Origin of the sequence: Streptomyces sp. NPDC056527, from assembly GCF_042794475.1 — a bacterium.
Classification (GTDB): Bacteria; Actinomycetota; Actinomycetes; order Streptomycetales; family Streptomycetaceae; genus Streptomyces.
Genome location: NZ_JBHTTQ010000004.1, coordinates 1 through 23,173 on the forward strand (window position 1 = coordinate 1; position 23,173 = coordinate 23,173).

General features: G+C 73.2%; 18 protein-coding genes. 6 read left to right on the forward strand and 12 right to left on the reverse strand.

Annotation, left to right across the window (positions count from 1 at the left end):
- Positions 1–155: 155 nt before the first annotated feature.
- From ACFQ7Q_RS03285 to ACFQ7Q_RS03305, 5 genes are all read right to left on the reverse strand, one after another.
- The gene (locus ACFQ7Q_RS03285) at positions 156–1,427 is read right to left on the reverse strand and encodes an ABC transporter substrate-binding protein (RefSeq protein ID WP_383549143.1); all 1,272 of its coding nucleotides are present in this window, start codon (positions 1,425–1,427) and stop codon (positions 156–158) included.
- Positions 1,424–2,527 (reverse strand): branched-chain amino acid ABC transporter permease, encoded by a 1,104-nt coding sequence (locus ACFQ7Q_RS03290; protein ID WP_383549146.1) that lies wholly within the window; start codon positions 2,525–2,527, stop codon positions 1,424–1,426. Before ACFQ7Q_RS03290 ends, ACFQ7Q_RS03285 begins: the two co-directional genes overlap by 4 nt.
- Positions 2,520–3,410, reverse strand: a complete 891-nt coding sequence (locus tag ACFQ7Q_RS03295; protein WP_329114013.1) for a branched-chain amino acid ABC transporter permease — start codon at positions 3,408–3,410, stop codon at positions 2,520–2,522. Before ACFQ7Q_RS03295 ends, ACFQ7Q_RS03290 begins: the two co-directional genes overlap by 8 nt.
- Complete coding sequence (locus ACFQ7Q_RS03300; RefSeq protein ID WP_383549148.1) at positions 3,407–4,240, reverse strand: ABC transporter ATP-binding protein; 834 nt, start codon at positions 4,238–4,240, stop codon at positions 3,407–3,409. Before ACFQ7Q_RS03300 ends, ACFQ7Q_RS03295 begins: the two co-directional genes overlap by 4 nt.
- 82 nt (positions 4,241–4,322) lie before the next feature.
- Positions 4,323–5,141: an ABC transporter ATP-binding protein gene (locus ACFQ7Q_RS03305; protein ID WP_383549150.1), complete on the reverse strand. Its 819-nt coding sequence runs from the start codon at positions 5,139–5,141 to the stop codon at positions 4,323–4,325.
- A gap of 181 nt (positions 5,142–5,322) precedes the next feature.
- On the opposite strand from ACFQ7Q_RS03305, the gene ACFQ7Q_RS03310 reads away from it, so the two are divergent.
- Positions 5,323–6,522, forward strand: a complete 1,200-nt coding sequence (locus tag ACFQ7Q_RS03310) for a PucR family transcriptional regulator (protein ID WP_383549153.1) — start codon at positions 5,323–5,325, stop codon at positions 6,520–6,522.
- A 38-nt stretch (positions 6,523–6,560) separates the two neighbouring features.
- On the opposite strand, the gene ACFQ7Q_RS03315 is transcribed toward ACFQ7Q_RS03310, so the two are convergent.
- Complete coding sequence (locus tag ACFQ7Q_RS03315) at positions 6,561–7,715, reverse strand: glycerate kinase (protein WP_383549156.1); 1,155 nt, start codon at positions 7,713–7,715, stop codon at positions 6,561–6,563.
- Positions 7,716–7,883: 168 nt separating this feature from the next.
- On the opposite strand from ACFQ7Q_RS03315, the gene ACFQ7Q_RS03320 reads away from it, so the two are divergent.
- From ACFQ7Q_RS03320 to ACFQ7Q_RS03330, 3 genes are all read left to right on the forward strand, one after another.
- Entirely contained in the window at positions 7,884–8,957 is a 1,074-nt protein-coding gene (locus tag ACFQ7Q_RS03320; RefSeq protein ID WP_383549158.1) for an ADP-ribosylglycohydrolase family protein, read from the forward strand.
- Entirely contained in the window at positions 8,954–9,445 is a 492-nt protein-coding gene (locus ACFQ7Q_RS03325) for an NUDIX domain-containing protein (RefSeq protein WP_383549161.1), read from the forward strand. Before ACFQ7Q_RS03320 ends, ACFQ7Q_RS03325 begins: the two co-directional genes overlap by 4 nt.
- A gap of 112 nt (positions 9,446–9,557) precedes the next feature.
- The gene (locus ACFQ7Q_RS03330) at positions 9,558–10,277 is read left to right on the forward strand and encodes an NAD-dependent deacetylase (protein WP_383549163.1); all 720 of its coding nucleotides are present in this window, start codon (positions 9,558–9,560) and stop codon (positions 10,275–10,277) included.
- A gap of 14 nt (positions 10,278–10,291) precedes the next feature.
- On the opposite strand, the gene ACFQ7Q_RS03335 is transcribed toward ACFQ7Q_RS03330, so the two are convergent.
- The 3 genes from ACFQ7Q_RS03335 to ACFQ7Q_RS03345 are packed head-to-tail and all read right to left on the reverse strand — an operon-like array spanning position 10,292 to position 13,753.
- Positions 10,292–11,713, reverse strand: a complete 1,422-nt coding sequence (locus ACFQ7Q_RS03335) for a hypothetical protein (protein ID WP_383549165.1) — start codon at positions 11,711–11,713, stop codon at positions 10,292–10,294.
- Between the two features lie 44 nt (positions 11,714–11,757).
- Positions 11,758–12,258, reverse strand: coding sequence for a methylated-DNA--[protein]-cysteine S-methyltransferase (locus ACFQ7Q_RS03340; RefSeq protein ID WP_383549168.1), 501 nt, complete (start codon positions 12,256–12,258; stop codon positions 11,758–11,760).
- A 13-nt stretch (positions 12,259–12,271) separates the two neighbouring features.
- Entirely contained in the window at positions 12,272–13,753 is a 1,482-nt protein-coding gene (locus tag ACFQ7Q_RS03345; RefSeq protein WP_383549170.1) for an AlkA N-terminal domain-containing protein, read from the reverse strand.
- Between the two features lie 206 nt (positions 13,754–13,959).
- Between ACFQ7Q_RS03345 and ACFQ7Q_RS03350 the strand changes: the two genes are divergently transcribed.
- Positions 13,960–16,725: a SpoIIE family protein phosphatase gene (locus ACFQ7Q_RS03350; RefSeq protein ID WP_383549173.1), complete on the forward strand. Its 2,766-nt coding sequence runs from the start codon at positions 13,960–13,962 to the stop codon at positions 16,723–16,725.
- 15 nt (positions 16,726–16,740) lie between these two features.
- Here the strand turns inward: ACFQ7Q_RS03350 and ACFQ7Q_RS03355 are convergent, their stop codons facing one another.
- Positions 16,741–18,801, reverse strand: coding sequence for a SpoIIE family protein phosphatase (locus tag ACFQ7Q_RS03355; RefSeq protein ID WP_383549176.1), 2,061 nt, complete (start codon positions 18,799–18,801; stop codon positions 16,741–16,743).
- Positions 18,802–18,964: 163 nt separating this feature from the next.
- Here ACFQ7Q_RS03355 and ACFQ7Q_RS03360 point away from each other — a divergent pair, with 163 nt between their 5' ends.
- The gene (locus ACFQ7Q_RS03360; protein WP_383549178.1) at positions 18,965–20,893 is read left to right on the forward strand and encodes a cellulase family glycosylhydrolase; all 1,929 of its coding nucleotides are present in this window, start codon (positions 18,965–18,967) and stop codon (positions 20,891–20,893) included.
- 3 nt (positions 20,894–20,896) lie between these two features.
- Here the strand turns inward: ACFQ7Q_RS03360 and ACFQ7Q_RS03365 are convergent, their stop codons facing one another.
- Together ACFQ7Q_RS03365 and ACFQ7Q_RS03370 are read right to left on the reverse strand one after the other, a co-directional pair.
- A complete protein-coding gene (locus ACFQ7Q_RS03365; protein ID WP_383549181.1) occupies positions 20,897–22,102 on the reverse strand; it encodes an aromatic amino acid transaminase in 1,206 nt (401 codons plus the stop codon).
- Positions 22,095–23,057 carry a DMT family transporter gene (locus ACFQ7Q_RS03370; RefSeq protein ID WP_383549184.1) on the reverse strand — a complete coding sequence of 321 codons (963 nt, stop codon included), beginning with the start codon at positions 23,055–23,057 and terminating at the stop codon, positions 22,095–22,097. Before ACFQ7Q_RS03370 ends, ACFQ7Q_RS03365 begins: the two co-directional genes overlap by 8 nt.
- Between the last annotated feature and the right edge of the window lie 116 nt (positions 23,058–23,173).

Here is a 23,173-nt window from a genome sequence, read left to right on the forward strand (position 1 = left end):
TGCCCCTGGGAGACCCGGTACGCGCCGGCGGGCCGTGACGGCCGCCCTGGGCGGGCCTACGGCCGCCGGCACCGGTTCCCGGGGGGCTTCCGGCCGGACAGCGCGTATCGCCCCGCCGCGCGGGTGGCGCGACGGGGCGATACCTACCTCGGGGCTCAGCCCACCTTCGGGGTGAAGCCCTTCGCCGCCTCCGAGACCTCCGGCTGGCGGACCGTGCGCATACCGCCGGGGATCGTCTTGTCCGGCTGCAGGATGACCGACTCGCGGGAGGACGGGGCCTTCGGGTCGCTGAAGTCGTGCTTGCCGAAGCCCGCGTCGTAGCTGTTGAGCGTCAGCAGCGCCTTGTCGATGCCCTCACGGGTGAGGTCCTTGGAGGCGCAGGCCTTCTTCAGGGCCTCGCCGAAGACGCTGGCCGCCGTCCAGCCGGCCACGATGCCGTTGTCGAGGCTGTCGCTCGGGTACGCGGCCTTGTAGTCGGCGACGAGCTTCTTCGCCGCCGGGGTGTCCGCCCCGATGGGCAGGGCCGGGGAGGCGAACCAGTACATCTTCTCCAGCGCGGGACCGGCCTGGGTGCCGAGCAACTGCGGGGCGAAGGCCGAGTTGTTGCCGATGATCGGCACCAGCAGCTTGGTCGCCGCCGCGACGCCGACCAGCGAGGCGGCCTGGCGCGGGCCGGCGCTGATGACGATGCCCTTGACCCCGGCCTGCTTGAGCGCCGCGACCTGCGCCGACATGTCGTTGTCGGTGGGCTTGATCTTCTGCTCGACGACCGTGAGCCCCGCCTTCTCGGCCGCGTACTTCGAGCCGGCCAGCGCGTTCTCGCCGTAGTCGCCCTCGAAGTAGACGTGGCCGAGCTTGTCGCCCGACTTCAGCCCCTTCTCCTTGACCAGGAAGTCGACGGCGTTGATCGTCTCGACGTCGTACGTGGAGCCGAGGACACGGATGTACGGGGAGCCGAGCAGCGAGGCCGACCATGCCTGCGGCAGCACGAGCCCCTTGTCCTGGCCGTCGACGCGCTGTTTGACGGCGGCGACGAACGGGGAGCCGATGAACTGGGTGTAGCCGACCACCTTCGGTTCCAGCTCGGTGTAGGCCGACAGCGCCTTCTGCGGGTCGTAGCCGTGGTCACGGACCGTCAGCTCCAGCTGCCGGCCGCAGATGCCGCCGGCCGCGTTGACCTGCTTCACGTACAGCTGCTGGGCCTGCGTGACGCTCTTGCCGAGCGTGGCGTACACGCCGGTCATGTCGGTGAGCGCGCCGAGCGCGATGGTCTTGTCTGTGACGCCCTTGCCGGCCTTCACCCCGCCCGCGCCGGTGCCGTTGTCGTCGCCGCTCTTGGCCTTGGAGCTGCAGCCGGCGGCGGTCAGGGCGACGAGGGTGGCGAGCGCGGCGGCCGTGGTTCTGGTCGCCTGTCGTCGGTGGATCATCGTTCCTCCCCAGAGGAGTGCGAGGGTTTGGCGGTTCGCTTGGGTTTCCGGGCGGCCAGCCGGACCAGGCCACCGGGCAGGAAGAGCACCACCGCGACGACGGCGGCGCCGTAGAGATAGCGGGCAGCCTCCCCCGGTGCGATCCCGCCCGTCCCGGGGGCGGAGACCAGGGGAAGCGCGTCGCTGTACCGGTTGAGGAGCTGCGGGAGCAGGGAGACGAAGACGCCTCCGATCACCGCACCGGCGACCGAACCGAGACCGCCGATGACGATCATGGCCAGGTACTCGAGGGAGAGCATCATGCCGAAGTACTCCGGCACGGTCCGCTGGAAGACCAGCGCGAGCAGGACGCCGGCGAGGCCCGCGTACATGGACGACAGGACGAAGACGGCTGCCCGGTAGCGGGCCACGGGGATGCCCATGACCCCGGCGGCGATCCGGTGGTCCCGGATGGCGTTCATGGCGCGCCCGGGACGGCCGCGAAGGACTCCGCGGGCGAACAGGGCTCCCGCGAGGAGGAGCACGAGGCCGAGGTACCAGAGCTTCTCGGCCGAGCCGAAGGGCACCTGGGCGACGAGGAGCTCGCTGTCGTCGAAAGTGATCCCGAAGAGGCTGAGCGGGGGCACCGCGCGTCCGTTGAAGCCGCCGGTGAGATCGTGGGCGTTGAAGAGGACGTGCTGGCCGATGAAGATCAGCGCGAGGGTGGCGATACCGAGGTACGCGCCCCTCAGCCGGCCCGCGATGGGGCTGAACACGCCGCCCGCGAGACCCGCGAGGGCGACGGCCAGGACGGCGGCGAGCCAGCCCGGCAGTCCGAACCCGGTGAGGTCGTCCTTCCCGTCGCCGGCGAAGGCGCAGTAGCCGTAGGCGCCGACGGCGAGGAAGAAGGCGTGGCCCATGGAGAGCTGGCCGGTCGCGCCGGTCAGCAGGTTGATCCCGATGGCTCCGATCGCGGCGGCCATGGCGAAGAGCCCGGCCTGGAGCCAGAAGCGGTCCAGGTAGAACGGGAAGGCGGCGAGGACGAGGCCGGCGACGGCCCATCCGTAGACGCGGGGTCGGGCGAGCGTGGCGACTCCACGGCGGGGAAGCGCGTCAGACACGGGCCAACTCCTTCGTGCCGAAGAGTCCGGCGGGGCGGATCAGCAGCACGGCGACCATCACGAGGTACGGGGCGAGGTCGCCGATGCCCCGGCCGAGGAAGGTCAGATCGCCCTGGTAGCCGGTGGCGAGGGACTCGGTGACGCCGACCAGGAGTCCGCCGACGAGGGCGCCGGTGGTGGAGTCGAGGCCGCCGAGGATCGCGGCGGGGAAGGCCTTCATCGCGGCGAACGAGGTGGTGCGCTCCAGGCCGGGGGTCGGGAAGACGGTGAGGAAGAGGGCGGCGACGGCGGCGAGTCCGCCGGCCACCGCCCAGGCACCGAGCGAGACCCGGCCGAGCCGGATGCCCATCAGGGCCGCGGTCTCCTGGTTCTCGGCGGCGGCCCGCATGGCGACGCCCCAGGAGGTGTAGCGGAACGCGAGGAGGAAGGCGGTGATGAGGAGGGCCGCGGCGAGGAAGGCCGCGATCCGGGTCTGGGCGATCGTGACCGGTCCGAAGGTGACGACGGCGTCGCCCCAGGGATCGCCGAGCGAGAGTATGTCCGTGCCGATGCGGCGGGTCAGCTCGGTGGCCAGCAGGATGTCGACGCCGATGGTCACGATGGCGAGGACGCTGTGGTCGGAGCCGCGGTAGCGGCGCATGACGAGGAACTCGACGGCCGCGCCGACCAGGGCCGCGCCGCCGATGCCGACGAGCAGCGCCGGCCAGAAGCCGATGTCGTCATGGAGCACGGCGGTGAAGTAGCCGCCGGCCAGCAGCAGTGAGGCGTGGGCGAAGTTGACGACCTCGGTGGCGCGGAAGATCACCACGAAGCCGAGGGCTATGAGGGCGTAGATGGAGCCCAACGAGACGCCGTTGAGCAGGAGTTCGGCGAAGGTGGTCACTCGGCGGTCTCCTCTCCGAGATAGGCGCGGACGACCGCCGGGTCGTTCTGTACGTCGCCGGGGGCGCCGTCGGCGATGCGACGGCCGAAGTCGAGGACGGTGACGGCGTCGGCGAGCCGCATCACCACTCCCATGTCGTGCTCGACGAGGACGATGGAGATCCCGAGGCTGTCGCGGACGCCGGCGATGACGGCGGCGGTACGGCGGCGCTCGTCGGCGGTCATGCCGGCGACGGGCTCGTCGAGGAGCAGCAGCTTGGGCTCCATGCAGAGGGCGCGCGCCAGTTCGGCCAGCTTCTGCTGCCCGTACGGGAGCGATCCGGCGGGCTGGGCGAGTTGCTTCTCCAGACCGACGAAGGCGGCGATCTCGCGGACCCTCGCACGGTGGCGGGCGTCCTCGCGGGCGGCGGATGGCAGCCGGAGCCCGGCGGCGACGAAGCCGGTCCGGGTGAGCCGGTGGCGCCCGAGCATCAGGCTGTCCTCGACGGTGGCGCGGGGCGGCAGCGCGAGGTTCTGGAAGATGCGGGCGACGCCGAGGTCGGCGATCTTGTGCGGCGGCAGCGCGGTGAGCTCGTGCTCGCCGAAGCGGACGCTGCCCGACGTCGCCTTGTAGACCCCGGAGAGGACGTTGAAGCAGGTGGACTTGCCGGCGCCGTTGGGGCCGATGACGGCGTGGACGGTGCCGGGCCGGACGGTGAAGCCGACGGAGTCGAGGGCGGTGAGCCCGGCGAAGCGGACGGTCAGGTCACGGACTTCGAGGGCGGGTACGGACACGGCGGTGGCCCGGTCCGTCTCGGCGGCCGCCTCGCCGGGAGGCGGGAGCTGGCTCATCGGTTCTCCCCACGGGACGGCATCGGGCGAAAGGCGTCGGCGCGCGGTGTGCGGCCGGCCGCGGGCGGGGCGGCGGTCGTCGTCATCGGCCGCCCTCCCAGCGGGCCAGGACCGGGTGCGTGGTCGCGGCGCCCGCCGCGTCGGCGGCGGCGTCCTCGTCCACGACGCCCAGGTAGCGGCGGCGGACCTCGTCGGAGGCGGCGAGTTCGGCGGCCGGGCCGGAGAGGGTGACCTCGCCGACCTCCAGGACGTACGCCCGGGAGGCGAGCCGCAGCGCGAGCGCCGCGTTCTGCTCGACGAGCAGCACGGCCGTGCCCTGGGCGTTGATCTCGCGGATGGTGTCGGCGATCCGGGCGGCCATCAGCGGCGCGAGGCCGAGCGAGGGCTCGTCCAGGAGCAGCAGCTTCGGCGAGGCCATCAGGGCGCGACCGACGGCCAGCATCTGCTGTTCGCCGCCGCTGAGCAGCCCGGCGCGCTGGTGGGCGCGCTCGGCAAGGACGGGGAAGAGTTCGTGGACCCGTTTCAGGGCCGCCCCCCTGGCGGCGCGGTCTCCCGGCGCGCCGAGGGCTCCCGCCCGCAGGTTGTCCTCGACGGTCATCCGGGCGAAGACCTGACGGCCTTCCGGCACCTGGGAGACCCCTGCGGCCACGATCCGGTCGGGTGCGAGCCCGCCGATCGCCCGGCCGCCCAGGCTGACGGTGCCGGAGGTGACGGCTCCGCCGTGGAACGGCAGTGTGCGCGAGATGGCCCGCAGCAGCGTGGACTTGCCCGCGCCGTTGCCGCCGAGGACGGTGACGACGCTGCCCTCCGGCACGGCGAGTGACACCTGCCGCAGGGCGCGAACCGGTCCGTATCCCGCCGACAGGTCCGCCACCTCGAGGGCGAGTGCGGTACCTCCCATGGTTCCCCTTCCGTGGGCCCGTTCAGTGGCGCTCACCCCAACACCGCGTGGGGCCGTGCGTCCACGTGCGGCGGCCGAAACGCTGCCGGTGACCAGCGGGCGCGGCGGTGGGTTGTGCACGCGCACAACACCGCGTGTCAGGGGCCTGTCGGGAAGGGGTGCGGGGTGGCATCCTCCGGGCATGGGACGGCGCAGACCGCGGACCGGCGATGACTGGAAGCTGCTGGCGGAGGCGTGTACGGCGCTTCTGGAGCGGCTGCCCGAGCTGGTGGACGAGCATCTGAGGGAGTTGCATGCGTACGAGCCGGCGTACGGCCGGATCGTGCCGTACGACCAGCACTGGCAGGAGGCCCACGAGGCGATGCGGATCGGGATCGAGATGATCTCGGCGCCCCGGGACTCGCCGCGGCGGGATCTGGAACACGCGGACGAGATGGGGCGGCGGCGGGCCGAGCAGGGGATGCCCGTGGAGCTGGTGGTGCATGCGTACCGGCATGCCGGGCATCTGGTCTGGGACGCGCTGATCGAGGACGCGTCGGCGTTCCCGCCGAGACTGGCCGCGCTGACGCAGTCGGCGACGATCGTGTGGTCGGCGGTGGACGCGCAGGCGGACACGGCGTCGGAGGCGTACCGGTCGACGGAGCTGGAGCTGCGGCGCCGTACGGACGAGCAGCTCCAGGCCCTCCTGGACGCCCTGCTTCAGGGGCAGCGCTCGCCGGAGGTGACCTCACGCGCGGCGGCGGGCCTGGACCTGCCGGAGCACGGGCGGTACGCGGTGGTGGTGCTGCGCCACGACCGCCGGGAGGTGCCGGAGCCGTTCCACCGGCGGGTGCAGGGGGCCGGAGTGCGGTTCCTGTGGCGGATGGGGGCCGACTGCGAGTTCGGGGTGGTGTCGCTGGCGGAGGGCACGGGCCTGGACGCGCTGTCGGAGCTCCTGGAGGGCCGTTGCCCGGGTCCCGGCGGGATCAGCCCGGTGGTCACGGGTCTGTCGGAGCTGGGTCGTGCGCGGCGCCTCGCGGAGCTGGCGCTGCGGACGTGCCCGCCCGATACCCACCAGGTCGTGCGGCTGGACCGCCGGATGGGCGGGGCGTTGGTGGTGGGCCAGCCGGAGCTGGCCGGGCTGCTGGTCACAGACGTGCTGGGCGGGCTGCTGGAGCTGGATCCGGCGGACCGGGCGGTCCTGCTGGAGACCCTGGACGTCTGGCTGGACTGCGAGGGGTCGGCGGGGCGGGCGGCGGGGCGTCTGTACTGCCACCGCAACACGGTCTTCAACCGCCTCCGCCGCTTGGAGCAGCTGACGTCGAGGTCCTTGTCCCGACCGCGGGACCTCACGGAGATGACCTTGGCCCTGGACGCGTTCCGCCTGACGGCGGCGGGGTGAGGGGCGGGGTGGATTCCCCCACCCCGCCCGCGTCGGCGTTACGCCAGGAAGTCGCGCGCGATGTTCGCCGCGACCTGCTCCAGGAGCGGGCCCGCGTTCGCGATGCACTTCGCCGTGTCCGGCTCGAGGTCCGTGAGCGGGTAGGCGCGGCGGATGCCGGCCGTGCCCAGGGTCGCGGGGGCGAGGGCCAGGCGGCCGCAGACCGCGACGACCTCCTTGCCCGCCGCCCGGGCGGCCGCGGCGACGCCGGCCGGGGCCTTGCCGTGCAGGGTCTGCTCGTCGAGCGAGCCCTCGCCCGTGATGACGAGCGTGGCCCGCTCCAGGGCCGGGGCGAAGCCCAGGACGTCGAGCATGAGCTCGATGCCGGGGCGGAAGCTCGCGTCGAGGCCGACGAGAGCGCCGTATCCGATACCGCCGGCACCACCCGCGCCGGGCGCGACCGCGCACTCCGCCGCCTTGGGGCCGATGGCCTTCTCCAGGACGGTCACGAAGTGCGCGAGCGCCGCGTCCAGCGTCTCGACGTCCTCGGGGGACGCGCCCTTCTGCGGGCCGTACACGGCCGGGGCGCCCTTCGGGCCGGTCAGCGGGTTGTCGACGTCACTGGCCAGGATCAGGTCCACCGAGGCGAAGCGCGGGTCGAGACCGGACAGGTCGGCGGAGGCGAGCGACGCCAGCGCGGCTCCTCCCGGGCCCACCGGCTCGCCCTGCGCGTCCAGGAACACCGCGCCGAGCGCGGCGAGCATCCCCGCCCCGCCGTCCGTCGTCGCGCTGCCGCCGACGCCGAAGACGATCGTCGTCGCGCCCGCGTCCAGCGCGGCGCGCAGCAGCTCGCCGGAGCCGTACGTCGTCGACGTGAGGGCCGCGAAGACGCCCGTCGGAAGCAGCTGGAGGCCCGAGGCCTCCGCCATCTCCACGACGGCCGTGGTGCCGCGCAGCGCGAACGCCGCCGTCACGGGGTCGCCGACGGGCCCGGTGACCCGTACCTCACGGCGTTCGAAACCGGCCGCCACGGCGGCCGCGACCGTACCGTCGCCGCCGTCCGCAACCGGCAGGGTCTCCACTTCCAGCTCCGGGACGACCCGTCGCAGACCTGCTGTGACCCGCTCCGCGACCTGTACGGCCGTGAGCGAGCCCTTGAACTTGTCGGCCGCGACGAGTACGCGTGCGACCTCAGTTACTGCTCCGTCCGTCACCTTGCATCCCTTGCTTTCGAACGTGCAGTCGCGCCGAGCCGACCCTATCCGCACCCGCCGACACCATGCCACCCCCTGATAAGACGATATTCCGCACTATAAGGGGGCTATCCGAACGCCCGGACGCGTCGGCGCGCGCCGGGACGGGTGATTCGGTACACCGGACGTATGGCGCTCACGCACGACGAACTCGCCGATCGCATCCTCGGCGGCTGGACGGGACGGATCGCCGGGAACATGCTCGGCAAGCCGGTCGAGCGGGGCGATCACTGGACTCCCGAGCACATCGACCGGTACCTGCGGCTCACCGACGCGCTCCCGCTCGCCGACTACCTGCCGCCGCCGCCCGCGGACGCCCTGGCGGCGGGGTTCGAGCTGCGGCCCGAGTGGCCGCAGTGCGTGCGCGGGCGGATCGACGGGAGCTGCCGGGACGACGACGTCGACTACTCGGTGCTCGGTCTGCACCTCCTGGAGACCCATGGCTTCGCCTTCACCACGGAACAGGTCGGCGAGCTCTGGCTGCTGCGCCTGCCCTATCTGCAGACGTTCACCGCCGAGCGGACGGCGTACCGCAATCTCGCCAACGGTCTGAAGCCGCCGCTCACCGCGACGTACGACAATCCGCACCAGGAGTGGATCGGTGCGCTGATCAGGGCGGACGTCTACGGCTGGACCTCCCCAGGCGATCCGCGCCGGGCCGCGTCGCTGGCCCGGCGGGACGCGGTGCTGTCGCACACGGGCAACGGGGTGTACGGCGCGATGTGGGCGGCGGCGCTGATCTCCGCCGCGTTCACGGCGCCGGACGTGCGCACAGCTCTGGAGACGGCGCTGGAGCGGATCCCGGCGAGCAGCCGCCTGGCGCGGACGGTGCGGCACACGATCGCCCTGTACGAGTCGAAGGTGGAGTGGTCCGACACCCTCTCCGTGCTCGCCGAGGAGACGGCCGGCCTGGGCTGGATCCACACCGTTCCCAACGCGGCGGTGCTGACGGCCGGACTGCTGTACGGCGGCGGCGACTTCACCACGACGATCGCCCTGACGGTCCGCGGCGGCCTGGACACGGACTCGAACGGAGCGACGGCGGGCTCGGTGGCCGGGGTGATGTGCGGTGCGGCGGCGATCCCTCCGCAATGGTCGGAGCCCTTGCGGGACCGGGTGCGCAGCGCGGTGTTCGGCTTCGACGGGGTGCGGATCGGCGAGTTGGCGGAGCGGACGCTGCGGCTGGCTACGCTGACGGTATGACGACGACCGATTACGCCGCGTACATCGCCACCCTGCCGCGTGTCCTCGCCGGCGCCGCCGCTCTCTTCCGGGACGCGGCGGGCCGCGTCCTGATCGTCGAGCCGAACTACCGCGAGGGGTGGGCGCTGCCCGGCGGGACGATCGAGTCCGACGCGGGCGAGACGCCCCGTCAGGCGGCACGCCGCGAGACGGCCGAGGAGATCGGCCTGGACGTGGAGCTGGGACCGCTGCTCGCGGTCGACTGGGTGCACGGCGCGGAGCGGCCGCCCATCGTGGCGTACGTGTACGACGGCGGGGTGCTGTCGGACGAGCGGTTCGCCGAGATCCGGCTCGAGGAGGAGGAGCTGCTGTCCTGGAAGCTGATCACCCGCGACGAGGTCACCGCCCACCTCCCGGGAAGCCTGGCTCTGCGCGTCCTCGTCGCCCTGGACGTCCTCGCGACCGGCCGGGGCCCGGCGGAGCTGGAGAACGGTCGGGCACCGCGCTGAACGAGGCCGCGGGGTTCGGCGTCGAGTGCGAGGGGCGGCCCTGGCCTCGGCCTGCACGGCACACCCGTTAATCCGTTCGCGGGAGCCACGCGGACCTGCCTACGCTCCCGGTATGACCATGGTCGCGATCCTCAGCGGGGCAGGCATCTCCACGGACTCCGGCATCCCGGACTACCGGGGGCCCAACGGCGTGTGGACGCGTGACCCGGAGGCCGAGAAGCTCGCCACGTACGACCACTACATGGCCGATCCGGAGATCCGGCGCCGGGCGTGGCGGATGCGTCTCGACGGGCCGGTGCTGCGCGCCGAGCCGAACGCGGCGCACCGGGCCGTCGCCGCGTTCGAGCGGACCGGGAACGCGCTCCGGGTGATCACGCAGAACGTCGACGGGCTGCACCAGATCGCCGGGGTGCCGGACCGCAAGGTCCTCGAACTCCACGGTTCGGCCCGGTCGGTGGTCTGCACCGGCTGCCATGCCCGCTCGTCGATGGCCGAGGCACTGGAGCGGGTGAAGGCCGGCGAGGACGACCCGAAGTGCCTGAGCTGCGGCGGAATCCTGAAGTCGGCGACCGTGATGTTCGGCCAGCGGCTCGACCCGGTGGTGCTGGGCGAGGCGATGTCGATCGCGAAGGCCACCGAGGTGTTCGTCGCGGTCGGTACGAGCCTCCAGGTCCAGCCGGCGGCCTCCCTCGCGGGCATCGCCGCCGAGCACGGAGCCCGGCTGATCATCGTGAACGCCGAGCCCACTCCGTACGACGAGATCGCCGACGAGATCGTCCGGGAGCCGATCGGAACCTCGCTGCCGGCACTGCTGACACGCCTCGGGGCCTGAGGGCGGAGGCCGGGTCAGCCGTCGGAGCGGCGCAGCCCGGCCACCGCCCATTTCGCCCGTGCGGACAGCGGACCGAGCGCCTTGACCGACGGCTTGGCGATCCTGTCCAGCAGCACTGCCGCATGCGCCATCGTCGCCTTCGCGAGGTTCGTGTCGCCCGCCTCGACGGCGGCGAGCGTCAGCTCCAGGTGCTGTTCCGTGATGAGCCGGCCCACGCCCCGGCGGTGCCATTCGGTGGCGTCGGCGCCGACCGCGGCCCTGGCCCGCTCCAGTGCCCGCCCCGCCGCCGCGAGGTCGCCCTTGCGGCGCTCCAGGCGGGCGAGGACGTAGGCCTCCGTGGCCCGCCCCCGGACCGTGTCCTGGAGCGAGAGGAGGTCGAACTGGGCGCGCGCCGCCTGTGCGTGGTCGCCGAGGCGCTCCAGCGCACGGCTCAGCTCCCGGAGCCGGTCCGCGTCCGGGCCCGTGTCGTCCAGCATCCGGATCAGGGCGACCCGGGCGTGCTCGGTACGCCCCTGGCGGTGGGCCAGTTCGATCCAGGTGAACTCGCTGTCCTCGGCCACCCCGGCGCGGGCCCACTCCACGCCTCCGGCGCTGTCGGTGACCTCCCCGTGGGTGGCCGCCCGCAGGAGCGGGACGTCCTCGGCCCGGCCGTACGCCGCCACCAGGAGCGCGGCCAGTCGCCGTTCCCGGTACCAGTCGGTCCGTTCGGCGTTCTCGTGCTCCAGCAGGAACCGCAACAGCGGCAGGTCGCCGTCCCGTCGGTCGTACCACGCCGCTCGTACCGTCGCCGCGCGCAGCACCGCATCATCGGCGACCTCCCGGCGCGCGTCGACGTCGCCGGAGCGCAGCCGTTCCAGCGCCTCCCGGCCCGGGGCGAGGACGATCTCACGCAGGGGCTGCCGGTACGACTCGTGCAGCCGGTACGCGCACAGCTCGTCGGAGTTGAGCAGGAGGTGATCCGGCTCGGTGCGCCGGCCGGCCGACTCCGACAGGGCGACGAGCTCGACCAGCGGCCGCTCCGGCAGCCCGAGCCCGCTGATCAACGCCGCTCGCTGGGCGTCCAGTTCGGGAGCGAACTCCTCCCGCGCCTCTTCGTCCGCCGCCCCTGTCTCGGCGAGGAGCTCCTCCTCGCCGAGCTCGGAGGAGATGTTCTCGCACCACCAGGGCAGCCGGATCCGCATCTCGAGCGCCTCGCCGACGCTGTCGGCGAGCAGCACGGCGCTCCCCTCGGAGGATGCGTGGAGCACGGCCGTTCCGCCGCTCAGGAAGTACGTGCCGCCCGTGTCGTCACCGGCGATCGGCTCCAACGACGCGCCGGACGCCAGGTGCACCGGCTCGACGTGGTACGCCCGGCCCACATCGAAGTTGAACGGGAACGCGGCCAGTTCGGCCAGATCGGGGCGGCTGCGCAAGAGCTCCAGAACGCGGTCGGTCATACGGCCGAACCCTAGCGGGGCTCGCCATCACACCCGGTCCGGGTTCAGAACAGCGCGCCCGGCTCGGCGGAGCCCGACTCGAAGGCCAGGAGCCGCCGCTTGCGGCCGAGCCCGCCGCCGTACCCGGTCAGGGAGCCGCTCGCCCCGATCACCCGGTGGCAGGGCACGACGATGCTCACGGGGTTCTTGCCGTTGGCGAGGCCGACCGCGCGTGAGGCGCCGGGGCTGCCGAGGGCCTCCGCCAGTTCGCCGTAGGTGCGCGTCTCGCCGTACGGGATCTGCGTGAGCTGCTCCCACACCCGCCGCTGGAACGGAGTTCCGATCAGCTTCAACGGCAGGTCGAACTCGGTCAGTTCACCGGCGAAGTAGGCGTCGAGCTGGCGGATCGCCTCGCCGAAGGGGCGCTGGTCGGGCTCGCCGAAGGTCTCCTCGGCGGGGCGGTGGCGCTGGTCGGTCATGTGGATGCGGCTGAGGACGCCGTCGACGGCGACCAGGGTCAGCGCGTCGTAGGGGCTGTCGATGACGGTGTGCTGGACGGTGGGCATGGCGCGCGGCTCCTCAGGCGGGGAGGTGGTTGATCGGATGGCTCTCGGTGGCCCAGAGGTACTGGACGGCGTACGCCCGCCAGGGCCGCCACCGCGCGGCGCGGGCGGTCAGCGCGGCCGGGGTGGCGGGCAGCCCGAGGCCCTCGGCGGCGCGGCGGACGCCGAGGTCGCCGGGGAGGAAGGCGTCGGGGTCGCCGAGCGCCCGCATCGCGATGACCTCGGTGGTCCAGGGGCCGAAGCCGGGCAGCGCGAGCAGCCGCGTGCGGGCCTCGCCCCAGTCGGTGGCCGGGCCGAGGCTCAGGGAGCCGTCGGCGAGGGCCTCGACGAGGGTGAGGAGGGTGGTGCGGCGGCTGCGGGGCAGCGCGAGGGACTCGGGGTCGAGCCCGGCGAGCGCCTCGGGGGTCGGGAAGAGGTGGGTGAGGCCGCCCTCGGGGTCCTCGACGGGAACGCCGTGGGCGGTGACGAGCCGGGCCGCGTGGGTGCGGGCGGCGGCCGTGGAGACCTGCTGACCGAGCACGGCCCGTACGGCGAACTCGGCGGCGTCCACGGTCCGTGGCACGCGCCGGCCCGGCTCCCGCTCGACCAGCGGGGCCAGCAGCGGGTCCGTGCACAACTGCTCGTCGACGGCGACCGGGTCGGCGTCGAGGTCGAGCAGCCAGCGGCAACGGCTGATGGCGAGGGTGAGGTCGCGTGGGTCGGTGAGGAAGAGCCGGCAGGCGATGTGGTCGGGCCGGGGCGCGAGGGCGACGATGCCGTGGCCGTGCGGCAGCGTCAGGGTCCGCCGGTACGCGCCGTCCCGCCACTCCTCCACGCCGGGGACGGCGGTCGCCGCGAGATGGCCGAAGAGGTTGGAGGGGTTGAGGGGCGCGCGGTACGGCAGCCGAAGCGCGATCACGCCCGGGGTGCGCGGGGCGTCCGCGGCGCCCCGCGACCGCGCGGCGCGGGCACGCAGCTCCCCGGGCGCGAGCGCGAAGACCTCGCGGACGGTGTCGTTGAAGGTACGGATGGAGGAGAAGCCCGCGGCGAAGGCGATCTCGGCCATGGGCATCGGGGTCGTCTCGATGAGCAGCCGGGCGGTCTGGGCGCGCTGGGCGCGGGCCAGTGCGAGCGGTCCCGCGCCCAGCTCGGCGAGGAGCTGCCGCTCGATCTGGCGGGTGGACCAGCCGAGCCGGGCCGCGAGCCCCGGCACGCCCTCGCGGTCCACGACACCGTCCTGGATGAGCCGCATGGCCCGGGCGACGGCGTCGGCCCGCACGTTCCATTCGGGCGAACCGGGGCTGGTGTCGGGGCGGCAGCGCTTGCAGGCCCGGAAGCCGGCGCGCTGGCAGGAGGCCGCGCTCGGGTGGAAGACCATGTTCTCGGCCTTGGGCGGCACGACCGGGCAGCTGGGCCTGCAGTAGATCCGCGTGGTCAGGACGGCGGTGAAGAACACGCCGTCGAAGCGGGCGTCCTTCGACCGGACGGCCCGTACGCAGCGCTCGGTGTCGGTGTGCATGACTCCAGGATCGGGGATCCCCGGGCGGGCGGCTGGCGAGAAAACGACATGGACGTTCCCGCGCGCGGATCGGCCCCGACGGCCCCATCACGCCCCGCCTCGCCTCGATATCCCGCCCCGGCAGGAGCAGCATGGAAGGGAAACCGAGGAAGTGGACGGGTGACAGACGAACCAGTGACGACAGCCGAACCTCCGAGAAGCACCCCATGACCGGACGTCTTGGCCGCCGACCCAAGGGGCTGGGGCTGCGCAGCGTCGCCGGGCAGGTGTTCGCCCTGCAGGCGGTCATCGTCGTGCTGCTGGTGACCGCCGGGGCGCTGGCCCTGCTCTTCCAGGCCCGGTACGACACGGAGCGTGACGCGCGCAACCGTTCGCTCGCAGCGGCGGAGGCCTTCGCGCACGCGCCGGGGCTGGTGGACTCCTTGAAGGCGCCCGATCCCACCGTCCTGCTCCAGGCGCGGGCCGAGGCCGCCCGCATGGCCTCGGGGCTCGACTTCCTCGCCGTGATGACACCCGACGGTATCCGCTACACGGACTCCCGGCCCGAGCTGATCGGGCAGCGCGCCACCGGCGACATCGCACGGGCCAGGGCCGGTGAGTCGTTCACGGAGGTCTTCACCGGGGAGCCGACGGACGCCGTCCGGGCCATCGTCCCGGTACGGACCGAGGGCGGCGCCATCGTCGGCCTGGTGGGCGCGGGCGTCGAGATCCAGAACGTCGGCAACGTGGTCGAGGACCAGCTGCCGCTGCTGTTCGGCACGGCCGCGGGGGCGCTGCTGCTGGCGGTGGGCGGCGCCGCGCTGGTGAGCCGGCGGCTGCGCCGGCAGACCCATGGTCTGGGCCCGCTGGAGATGACCCGGATCAACGAGCACCACGAGGCCGTCCTGCACGCGGTGCGCGAGGGTGTGATGATCATCGACGCGGACCGCCGGCTGCTGCTCGCCAACGACGAGGCGCGCCGCCTGCTCGACCTGGCGCCCGACGCGGAGCGACGGCACGTCACCGAGCTGGGACTGGACCCCCGTACCGCCGCACTGCTCTCCTCCGGGCGGGTCGTGACCGACGAGGTGCATCTGGCGGGCGACCGGCTGCTGGCCGTCAACGTACGCCCCACGGAGCCGTACCGGGGCCGGCCGACCGGGACCGTGATGACCCTGCGGGACTCGACCGAGCTCTCCACGGTCTCGGGCCGGGCCGAGGTGGCCCGGGGCCGGCTGCAGCTGCTGTACGAGGCCGGGGTGCGGATCGGGACGACGCTGGACGTCGTGCGGACCGCGGAGGAGCTGACGGAGGTCGCGGTGCCGCGCTTCGCGGACTTCGTCACCGTGGAGCTGCTGGAGCCGGTGCTGCGCGGCGAGGAGCCGTCGGGGGCGTTCACCGAGATGCGTCGTACGGCGTTGAACGGCACCCAGACGGAGCATCCGTTCCAGCCGGTGGGCGACGTGATCAGGTTCGTCGTGCCGACGACGCCGATGGCGCGGGCGCTCGACGGCGGTCACGCGGTGCTGGTGGGGGACCTGATGACGGCCGACGGCTGGCAGGCCCAGGACCCCGAGGGGGCGACGGACGCCCTCGCGTTCGGGCTGCACTCGCTCGTCGCCGTGCCGCTGCTGGCCCGGGGTGTCGTCCTGGGGATGGCCAACTTCTGGCGGGCCGAGAGCGCCGACGCCTTCGGGGAGGAGGACCTGACGTTCGCGGAGGAGCTGACCGCGCGGGCCGCGGTCTCGATCGACAACGCCCGCCGGTTCACCCGTGAGCACGCGATGGCGGTGGCGCTGCAGCGCAGTCTGCTCCCCCGCGTCCTGCCCGAGCTGTCGGCGGTCGACGTGGCCTACCGCTACCTGCCGGCGAAGGCCGGGGTCGGCGGCGACTGGTTCGACGTGATCCCGCTGCCGGGTGCCCGGGTGGCGCTGGTCGTCGGCGATGTCGTCGGGCACGGTCTCCATGCCGCGGCGTCGATGGGCCGGCTGCGTACGGCGGTGCACAACTTCTCCACCCTCGACCTGCCGCCCGACGAGCTCCTGGGCCACCTCGACGAGTTGATCGACCGGATCGACCGGCCCGACACCGGAGGGGAGTACGGGGACGAGGCCGGTGCGGGCGACGCCGACGACAAGGAGGACGGGGGCAACGAGCGGATGACCGGTGCCACCTGCCTGTACGTCGTCTACGACCCCGCGAGCGGGCGCTGCACCATGGCCAGGGCCGGGCACCCCGGGCCCGCGCTGGTCCATCGCGACGGCCGGGTGGAGTTCCCCGAGGTGCCGGCCGGCCTGCCGCTCGGGGTGGGCGGGATGCCCTTCGAGGTGACCGAGCTGCAGCTGCCGGAAGGGAGCCGGCTGGTGCTGTTCACGGACGGTCTCCTGGAGGATCGTGACCGGGACTTCGACACGGGGCTCGGGCTGATGTGCGACGCGCTGGCCACGACGGGGCGCAGCCCGGAGCAGGCCTGCGCCGATGTCCTGGCCGCGCTGCTCGTACCCGCTCCGGACGACGACATCGTGCTGCTGGTCGCCGACACCCGGCGCCTGGAGGCCGACAGGATCGCGGAGTGGGACGTGCCCGCCGACCCGGCCGAGGTCTCCCGGATCCGCAACGCGGGCGCCGCGCAGCTGGCCGCCTGGGAGCTGGACTCCCTCTCGTTCACCGCCGAACTCATCCTCAGCGAGCTCGTCACCAACGCCATCCGGTACGGGGCCGAGCCCATCCGGGTCCGGCTGCTCCGGGACCGTCGGCTGATCTGCGAGATCTCCGACGGCAGCAGCACCGCCCCGCATCTGCGCTACGCGGCCACCACCGACGAGGGCGGCCGTGGTCTGTTCCTCGTCGCCCAGTTCGCCGAGCGGTGGGGCACCCGCTACACCCAGCGCGGCAAGGTCATCTGGGCCGAACTTCCCCTGACCACGCGTGACTCGGAGCTTCCGGGACTCCCGGTGCCGGACCTCGACGCGCTGGAGGACCTGGCCTGGTGAGGGGTGGCCCCGCCGTCACCGCAGGGGCGTACGGGCCAGGAGTACGGCCACGTCGTCCGGCGGCGCGCAGGGCAGCAGTCGCTCGAGGATGTCGTCGCACAGCTGGCTGAGCGGCTGCTCGATGTGCAGCAGCGCCTGGGCGAGCTGGTCCATGCCCTGGTCGAGGTCCCGGTCCCTGGCCTCGATGAGTCCGTCGGTGTACAGCACCAGCAGGCTGCCCGGCGGGAGCCGCAGCTCCTCGGTCCGGAAGTCCTGGGCTCCGGTGCCGAGCGGGGTGCCGGGAGGGCCCTCCAGAAAGGTGATCGTCCCGTCCGCCGTGGCCACGGCCGGTGGGGGGTGGCCGGCCCGGGCGATGACGACCCCTCCGGTGGCCGGGTCGTGGACGGCGTAGACACAGGTCGCCATCTCGTCCTCGCCCAGGTCGGCGACGGCCGCGTCGAGTGAGCGCAGCAGCCGGGCGGGCGGTACCCCGTGCCGGGCGAGGGTGCGTACGGCGGTACGGAGCTGGCCCATCACGGCCGCGGCGTGGATGCCGTGCCCCATGACGTCGCCGATGACGAGAGCCGTCCGGCCCTCGGGCAGGGCGATGACGTCGTACCAGTCGCCGCCCACGTCGTGGTCGCTCGCCGGGAGGTAGCGGCCGGTGAGTTCCAGGCCGTCGACCTTGGGCAGGGCGCTGTTGGTGAGGCTGCGTTGCAGGGTGAGGGCGGCCTCGCGCTGGGTGGTGTACATCCGGGCGTTGTCGATGTTCAGGGCCGCGCGGGCGACGAGTTCGTCGACGAGGACGCAGTCCTGCTCGTCGAAGGGTTCGCGCTCCTTGAGGCGGGTCATGCTGACGGCGCCGAGCACCTTGCCGCGGGCGACGAGGGGGACGATGCGCGCGGATCCGATGTTGGTCTGGAAGTAGGCCTTCAGGGGGTCGGTGCGCGGGTCGGGGAAGAGCGCCGGGAGGTCGGAGTGGTAGAGGTTCATCGGCCGGGCGTCGGTGATGACCTGCTCGTACACGGTGCCGAGCGGGATCTGGAAGGTCTGTCCCGGGACGAGCAGGGCGGTGGGCGCGGTCGGGTCGGGAAAGACGGCCGCGAGGCGGCGCAGCAGGCCATGGCTGGAGGCGCCCGCCTCGTCGGGTTCGATGACGCTCTCCAGCAGCTGCACATCGGCCGAGTCGGCGAGCTGCGGCACCAGGACCTGGACGATCTCCTCGGCGGTCTGGCTCAGGTCGAGGGTGGTACCGATCCGGGTGCCCGCCTCCGCGAGGAGGGCGAAGCGGCGCCGGGCCCGTTCGGCCTCGACGAGCGCCCGCTGGCCCTCGGTGATGTCGATGAGGGAGGCGATCAGGCCGAGCCGTCGGCCCGAGCCGTCGAGGAGCGGGGCGTAGGAGCAGGACCAGGTCCTGTCGTGGTCGGGGTCGGCCGAGGTCCGTCCGGTGCGTCGGACGTCGACGACGGCCTCGCCGCGTTCGAGGACCTGCCGCATGGTGGCTTCCAGGGCGACGGCGTTGACGCCGGGCACCACCTCGGTCAGCCGCTTGCCCAGGTGCTCCTCGGCGGAGGCTCCGTTCATCCGCGCGAGGGCGTCGTTGACCCGGAGGAACCGCAGGTCGGGGCCGAGGGTGGCGAGGCCGATGGGCGACTGGGTGAAGAGGCTCTGGAGGGCCGCGAGCGAGTCCCGCATCCGCAGGACCTCGGAGGTCTCGACCGCGATGAGCATCGCGCCGGGCCGTCCCTGGGGGTCGACCTCGGGGACGATCCACATCTCCATGGTGATCTGGTGACCGTCGCGGTGGCGTACGGGCAGGGTGCCGACGACGGTCTCTCCGGCCTGGACACGGAGGGTCAGCTGATCGGCGAGTTCCCGGTTGGCGTCGGGGACCAGAATGGGTGACGCGGGGCGGCCGAGGACGTCCTCGGGGCGGTGGCCGAGCAGGTCCTGGGCGGCCAGCGACCACTCCACGACACACCCGTCCGCGTCCTCCCTCCACAGAGCGATCGGCAGCAGCTCGCGCAGTACACCCGCGTATCCGATGGCCGCCGGTGGCCGTTCCGGCGTCTCGCTCGGCGACTGAAAAGTGTCCAACGCTTCGACCTAACCCCGGGGGGTGCCTTCCTTCCCATTCACCCTATCCGAGCCGTCGGAACGGGGCGCTGTGGCACCGCTCCGTTCCGTGTGGGTTCCACTCCTACCGACCCGCCGGTAACTTGGCGCGCGCCCACTCCCCGACCGTCATGGCAGGTACGAGATGCAGAGCGTGTTACGTGTGGTCCGAGGCGTCCTCCTGGTGGGCGCGTTGCTGGTGCCGACCATGCCGGGTGCCGCGGCGCAGGCCGGTCCTCTTCCGCCCGTACGGGCCGCGGCGGACCGGGCGGACGCCGCCGTCGACTGGACCCCGCCGCTGTCCACCCGCGGGCGCCATGTGGTCGATGCCCACGGCAACCGATTCCGGCTCCGGTCCGGCAACTGGGACGGCGCCCAAGGGTCCTGGAACGGCTCGGGCGACATCGCCGACCCGGGCAGCCATCATGCCGGGCAGCCCTCCCACGGCATCCCTCTCGGCCTCGACCGCACCCCGCTGCCCACCCTCCTCGCCGACTTCCGCGCCCTGGGGCTGAACAGCATCCGGCTCCCCTTCTCCAACGAGATGCGCGCGACGGCCCCCGTGCCGGACGGCGCCGTGGCGGCCAATCCGGCCCTGCGCGGCAAGACCCCGCTGCAGGTCTTCGACACCGTCGTCGCCGCCCTCACCGCCGACGGCTTCGCCGTCATCCTCAACAACCACACCGTGACGACACGTTGGTGCTGCGCGGTGGACGGCAACGAACGCTGGAACAGCAGCGGGCAGTCCACCGCCCGGTGGGCCGACGACTGGGTCTTCATGGCGAAGCGCTACCGCGCCAACCCGCGCGTGGTCGGCGCCGACCTGTACAACGAGGTCCGCCGCGACATCTGGGACGACCCCAACTGGGGCCTGGGCGACAACCACGACTGGCACGCGGCCGCGCAGGAGGCCGGCGACCGCATCCTGGCCGAGGCCAACCCGGATCTGCTCATCGTCGTCGAGGGCATCAACTGGCAGGGCATTCCGGTGGACGGCCTCCCGCACGGCCGCCCCACCCTCACCCCGGTCCGCACCCTCTCGCACACCCTGGTGGTGTCGGGCAAGCTCGTCTATTCGGCCCACTTCTACGGCTACACCGGCCCGAACCACAGCGGCGCCACGGGCATCGGCGAGACCAGCGACCTCCGCTACCAGGACCTCGGCCGCGAGCAGCTCCGTCAGGTCGTCCACGACCAGGCGCTCTACGTCTCCGCCGAGACGGGGAAGCACTTCACCGCCCCGGTCTGGATCAGCGAGTTCGGCATCGGCGCCGACGAGACGAACAGCCGCCCGCGTGACTGGTTCCGCAACCTGACCGAGCTGCTCACCGACGCCGACGTGGACTACGCGTACTGGCCGCTCGTCGGCTGGAGCGGTGGCGGCGGCGGGGACAGCTGGGCGCTGCTGCGGTACGACTCCGAGGGCCGGCGGACCGGGGTCCTGGACGCGGGTGACTGGCGCACCCCGTCGTGGACCGGGCTGTCCGGCACGCCCGGCCGCACCGGAGCCGTACCCGCCACGCCCGCCTGGTACCAGCTGACGACCGACCATCGCGACCACAACGCCTCGCTGCGCGTGCGGGCGGGCGGGGACTGGGACAGCGGCGCCCGCAAGGCCGTCTGTCCCGACGGCTCCCGGCTGGCCGGGCTCAGCCACACCGGGGGCCGCGGGCTGTGCGCGAGCTCGGCGCTGCGGGCCGGCACCGGCGGCCACACGGTCGTCCGCGACGAGTCGCACGTCCCGGCGGGCGGCGACTGGGCCACCGGATACACCAAGTTCCAGTGCCCGGCGGGGCTGTTCCTCATCGGCTACAGCCTGCGCGGCGAACGGGTCTCGGCCGCCCTGTGCGCCCCGGCCCGTACGGCGCTCCCGGTGAGCGGCGGCCGGACGGTGTGGTTCGACCGGGGTGACAACCGCCCGGCGGGCACGCCCGGCGGGGAGTACGCGAGCGGCCACTACAAGGGCCAGTGCCTGCCCGGCGAGTACGCGGCGGGCATCGCCTTCACCACCCGGTTCGGTGCCCGGACCTCCCCGGCCGCCCTGCTGTGCCGCCCCGCTCCCCCGGAGGCGTGACGGTCAGACCGACGACATGGCGCGGGGCGTCTCCAGCACGGCGGCGATGCCCTGCGCCAGGTACGGGATGCGGTGCGCGGAGACGCCCGCGATGTTGATGCGGCCCGTGGTCGTGCCGTAGATGCCGAACCGCTCGCGCAGCAGGGCCATCCGGTCGGGCGTGAGCGGCAGCATCGAGAACATGCCCTTCTGCCGCGCGAGCGACGTCGCCTGCTCGTCCTGGCCGAGCGCCCCGAGATGGGCGACGAGGTCGGCGCGGTTGGCCGTGATGCGGTGACGCATTCCGTCGAGTTCCGCCAGCCACGCGGCCCGCAGCCGCTCGTCCTCCAGGACGGTGGCGACGACGGCCGCGCCGTGCTCGGGCGGCATCGAGTACAGGGTGCGCGCGGCGTTCTGCAGCGCCGTCTCGACGTGCCTCAGCGCCTTGCCCGACGAGCCCACGACCATGGCGCACCCGGTGCGGTCGCTGTACAGGCCGAAGTTCTTGGAGCAGCTGACGGCGATCAGCACCTCGGGCAGCCGCTCGGCCAGCATCCGGGTGGCCCGCAGGTCGGCGGCGAGGCCGTCGCCGAGCCCGTGGTACGCGAGGTCGACGAACGGGATCCAGCCGTTGGTCGCGGCGAGTGCGGCCAGCTCCTCCCACGTGTCGAAGGAGGGGTCGACTCCGGTGGGGTTGTGGCAGCAGCCCTGGAGCAGGACGACGTCGTCCCGGCGGGCGGCGCTCAGGTCGTCGAGCACGGCCGCGGTGTCCGGCAGACCCGTGGAGTCGAGCCGGCCGTACGTCCGGACCCGGAGACCGGCGCCTTCCAGGATGGGGCGGTGGTTGACGTACGCGGGGTCGCTGATCCACACCGTGGTGCCGGGGCGCGTCCGGCTCACGAGATCGGCGAGCAGACGCAGGGCTCCGGTGCCCGCGACGGTCTGGACGGCCGTGGCCCGTGCGGTCAGGGCGTCGGTGCCGAGGACCATGGAGAGCATGGCGCGGTTGAACGCGGTGTTGCCGGAGAGCCCGCGGTACTCCTTGGAGGCGGAGCGTTCCGCCAGGCGTATCTCGGCCTCCCTGACCGCCGCCATGACGGGGGTGACCCCGGTGTGGTCGCGGTAGACGCCGAGCACGAGGTTCAGGCGCTCGGGGCGCGGATCGGCGGCGAACTCGGCGGCGAGGTCCCACAGCGGGTCCACGGGCGGGGCGGACAGAAGCTCAAGCATGGGCGGAGACCTTGGATCGGGGGCGCCGGTTGGCGAGCGCGACGCCGAGGGTGATGAGGGGCACGCCGACCAGGACGGAGAGGGTCGGCGACTCGTCGAGGAGAGGGACGGCCAGCAGCACGACGGCGACCGGGCTGAGGCTGCCGACGACCGAGCTGCGCTCCGGTCCCAGCCGGCGGATGGCGAACGCGTACAGCAGTCCGGCGCACAGGCCGACGCCCAGACCCTGGACGACGAGGAACAGCGCGATGTCGCCGCCGGCCGCGTGGGCGATTCCGGTGGGCAGGACCCCGGTCAGGGCCAGGAGCGCGATGACGGCGAAGGAGGGCAGGCAGAGCAGTCCGATGGACCCGACGGGGTCGAGGTCCACTTCGCGCAGCCCCACGGTGTAGAGGGCCCACAGCCCGCTGGCGACCAGCAGCGTGCCGACGCCGAGCAGGGCGTCCGCGTCCAGCGCCGCCGTGTGCCGCCACACCAGCGCCACGACGCCGGCCACGATCATCGCGAGACCGGCCGTCTGGGTACCGCGCGGGACGCTCTTCCCGCCCGCGACCATGAGGGCGGAGACGAACAGCGGGACCATCCCGGGGACGATCGCCCCGACGAACGCGGCCGAGGTGAGCGAACCGCCGTACATGGCGGCGAGGAAGAACGGGACCCCCGCACCACAGATGATCTTGAGGGCGGGGCCGGGCCGCACCGCGGCCAGCCGGCGCCTGCGCCGCCACAGGGCGGGCGCGAGGACCACGAGGGGCACGCCGAAGCGCAGCAGGGCCGCGTCGGCGGGCAGCAGCGTGGAGGCGCTCAGCGCACGGGCGCTGAGGGCGAACGCGGCCCAGATGGCCACGGTGAGCAGCAGGGCCACGAGGCCCACGGCCTGTGGCGAGAGCGACCCGGTCCGGCCGACGCCGCGCGTCTCCACGGGCGGTGCTGCCGCCGTTCGTATCCCACCCACCGAAGAGTCCTCCTGCTCGCACCACTGCTCCGGGCAACGGTAGAGCTTTCAGCGGGGCAGCCGATTGCCAGTTCTGCCCTCCAGCCCTAGCGTGGGGGCAGAATCTGCCAAGGAAT

Bases quoted from the DNA above. Each gene is read 5' to 3' on its own strand.
- ACFQ7Q_RS03285 (WP_383549143.1), bottom strand. From the start codon at position 1,427: ATGATCCACCGACGACAGGCGACCAGAACCACGGCCGCCGCGCTCGCC.
- ACFQ7Q_RS03300 (WP_383549148.1), bottom strand. From the start codon at position 4,240: ATGAGCCAGCTCCCGCCTCCCGGCGAGGCGGCCGCCGAGACGGACCGG.
- ACFQ7Q_RS03305 (WP_383549150.1), bottom strand. From the start codon at position 5,141: ATGGGAGGTACCGCACTCGCCCTCGAGGTGGCGGACCTGTCGGCGGGA.
- ACFQ7Q_RS03310 (WP_383549153.1), top strand. From the start codon at position 5,323: ATGGGACGGCGCAGACCGCGGACCGGCGATGACTGGAAGCTGCTGGCG.
- ACFQ7Q_RS03320 (WP_383549158.1), top strand. From the start codon at position 7,884: ATGGCGCTCACGCACGACGAACTCGCCGATCGCATCCTCGGCGGCTGG.
- ACFQ7Q_RS03325 (WP_383549161.1), top strand. From the start codon at position 8,954: ATGACGACGACCGATTACGCCGCGTACATCGCCACCCTGCCGCGTGTC.
- ACFQ7Q_RS03330 (WP_383549163.1), top strand. From the start codon at position 9,558: ATGACCATGGTCGCGATCCTCAGCGGGGCAGGCATCTCCACGGACTCC.
- ACFQ7Q_RS03335 (WP_383549165.1), bottom strand. From the start codon at position 11,713: ATGACCGACCGCGTTCTGGAGCTCTTGCGCAGCCGCCCCGATCTGGCC.
- ACFQ7Q_RS03340 (WP_383549168.1), bottom strand. From the start codon at position 12,258: ATGCCCACCGTCCAGCACACCGTCATCGACAGCCCCTACGACGCGCTG.
- ACFQ7Q_RS03345 (WP_383549170.1), bottom strand. From the start codon at position 13,753: ATGCACACCGACACCGAGCGCTGCGTACGGGCCGTCCGGTCGAAGGAC.
- ACFQ7Q_RS03350 (WP_383549173.1), top strand. From the start codon at position 13,960: ATGACCGGACGTCTTGGCCGCCGACCCAAGGGGCTGGGGCTGCGCAGC.
- ACFQ7Q_RS03360 (WP_383549178.1), top strand. From the start codon at position 18,965: ATGCAGAGCGTGTTACGTGTGGTCCGAGGCGTCCTCCTGGTGGGCGCG.
- ACFQ7Q_RS03365 (WP_383549181.1), bottom strand. From the start codon at position 22,102: ATGCTTGAGCTTCTGTCCGCCCCGCCCGTGGACCCGCTGTGGGACCTC.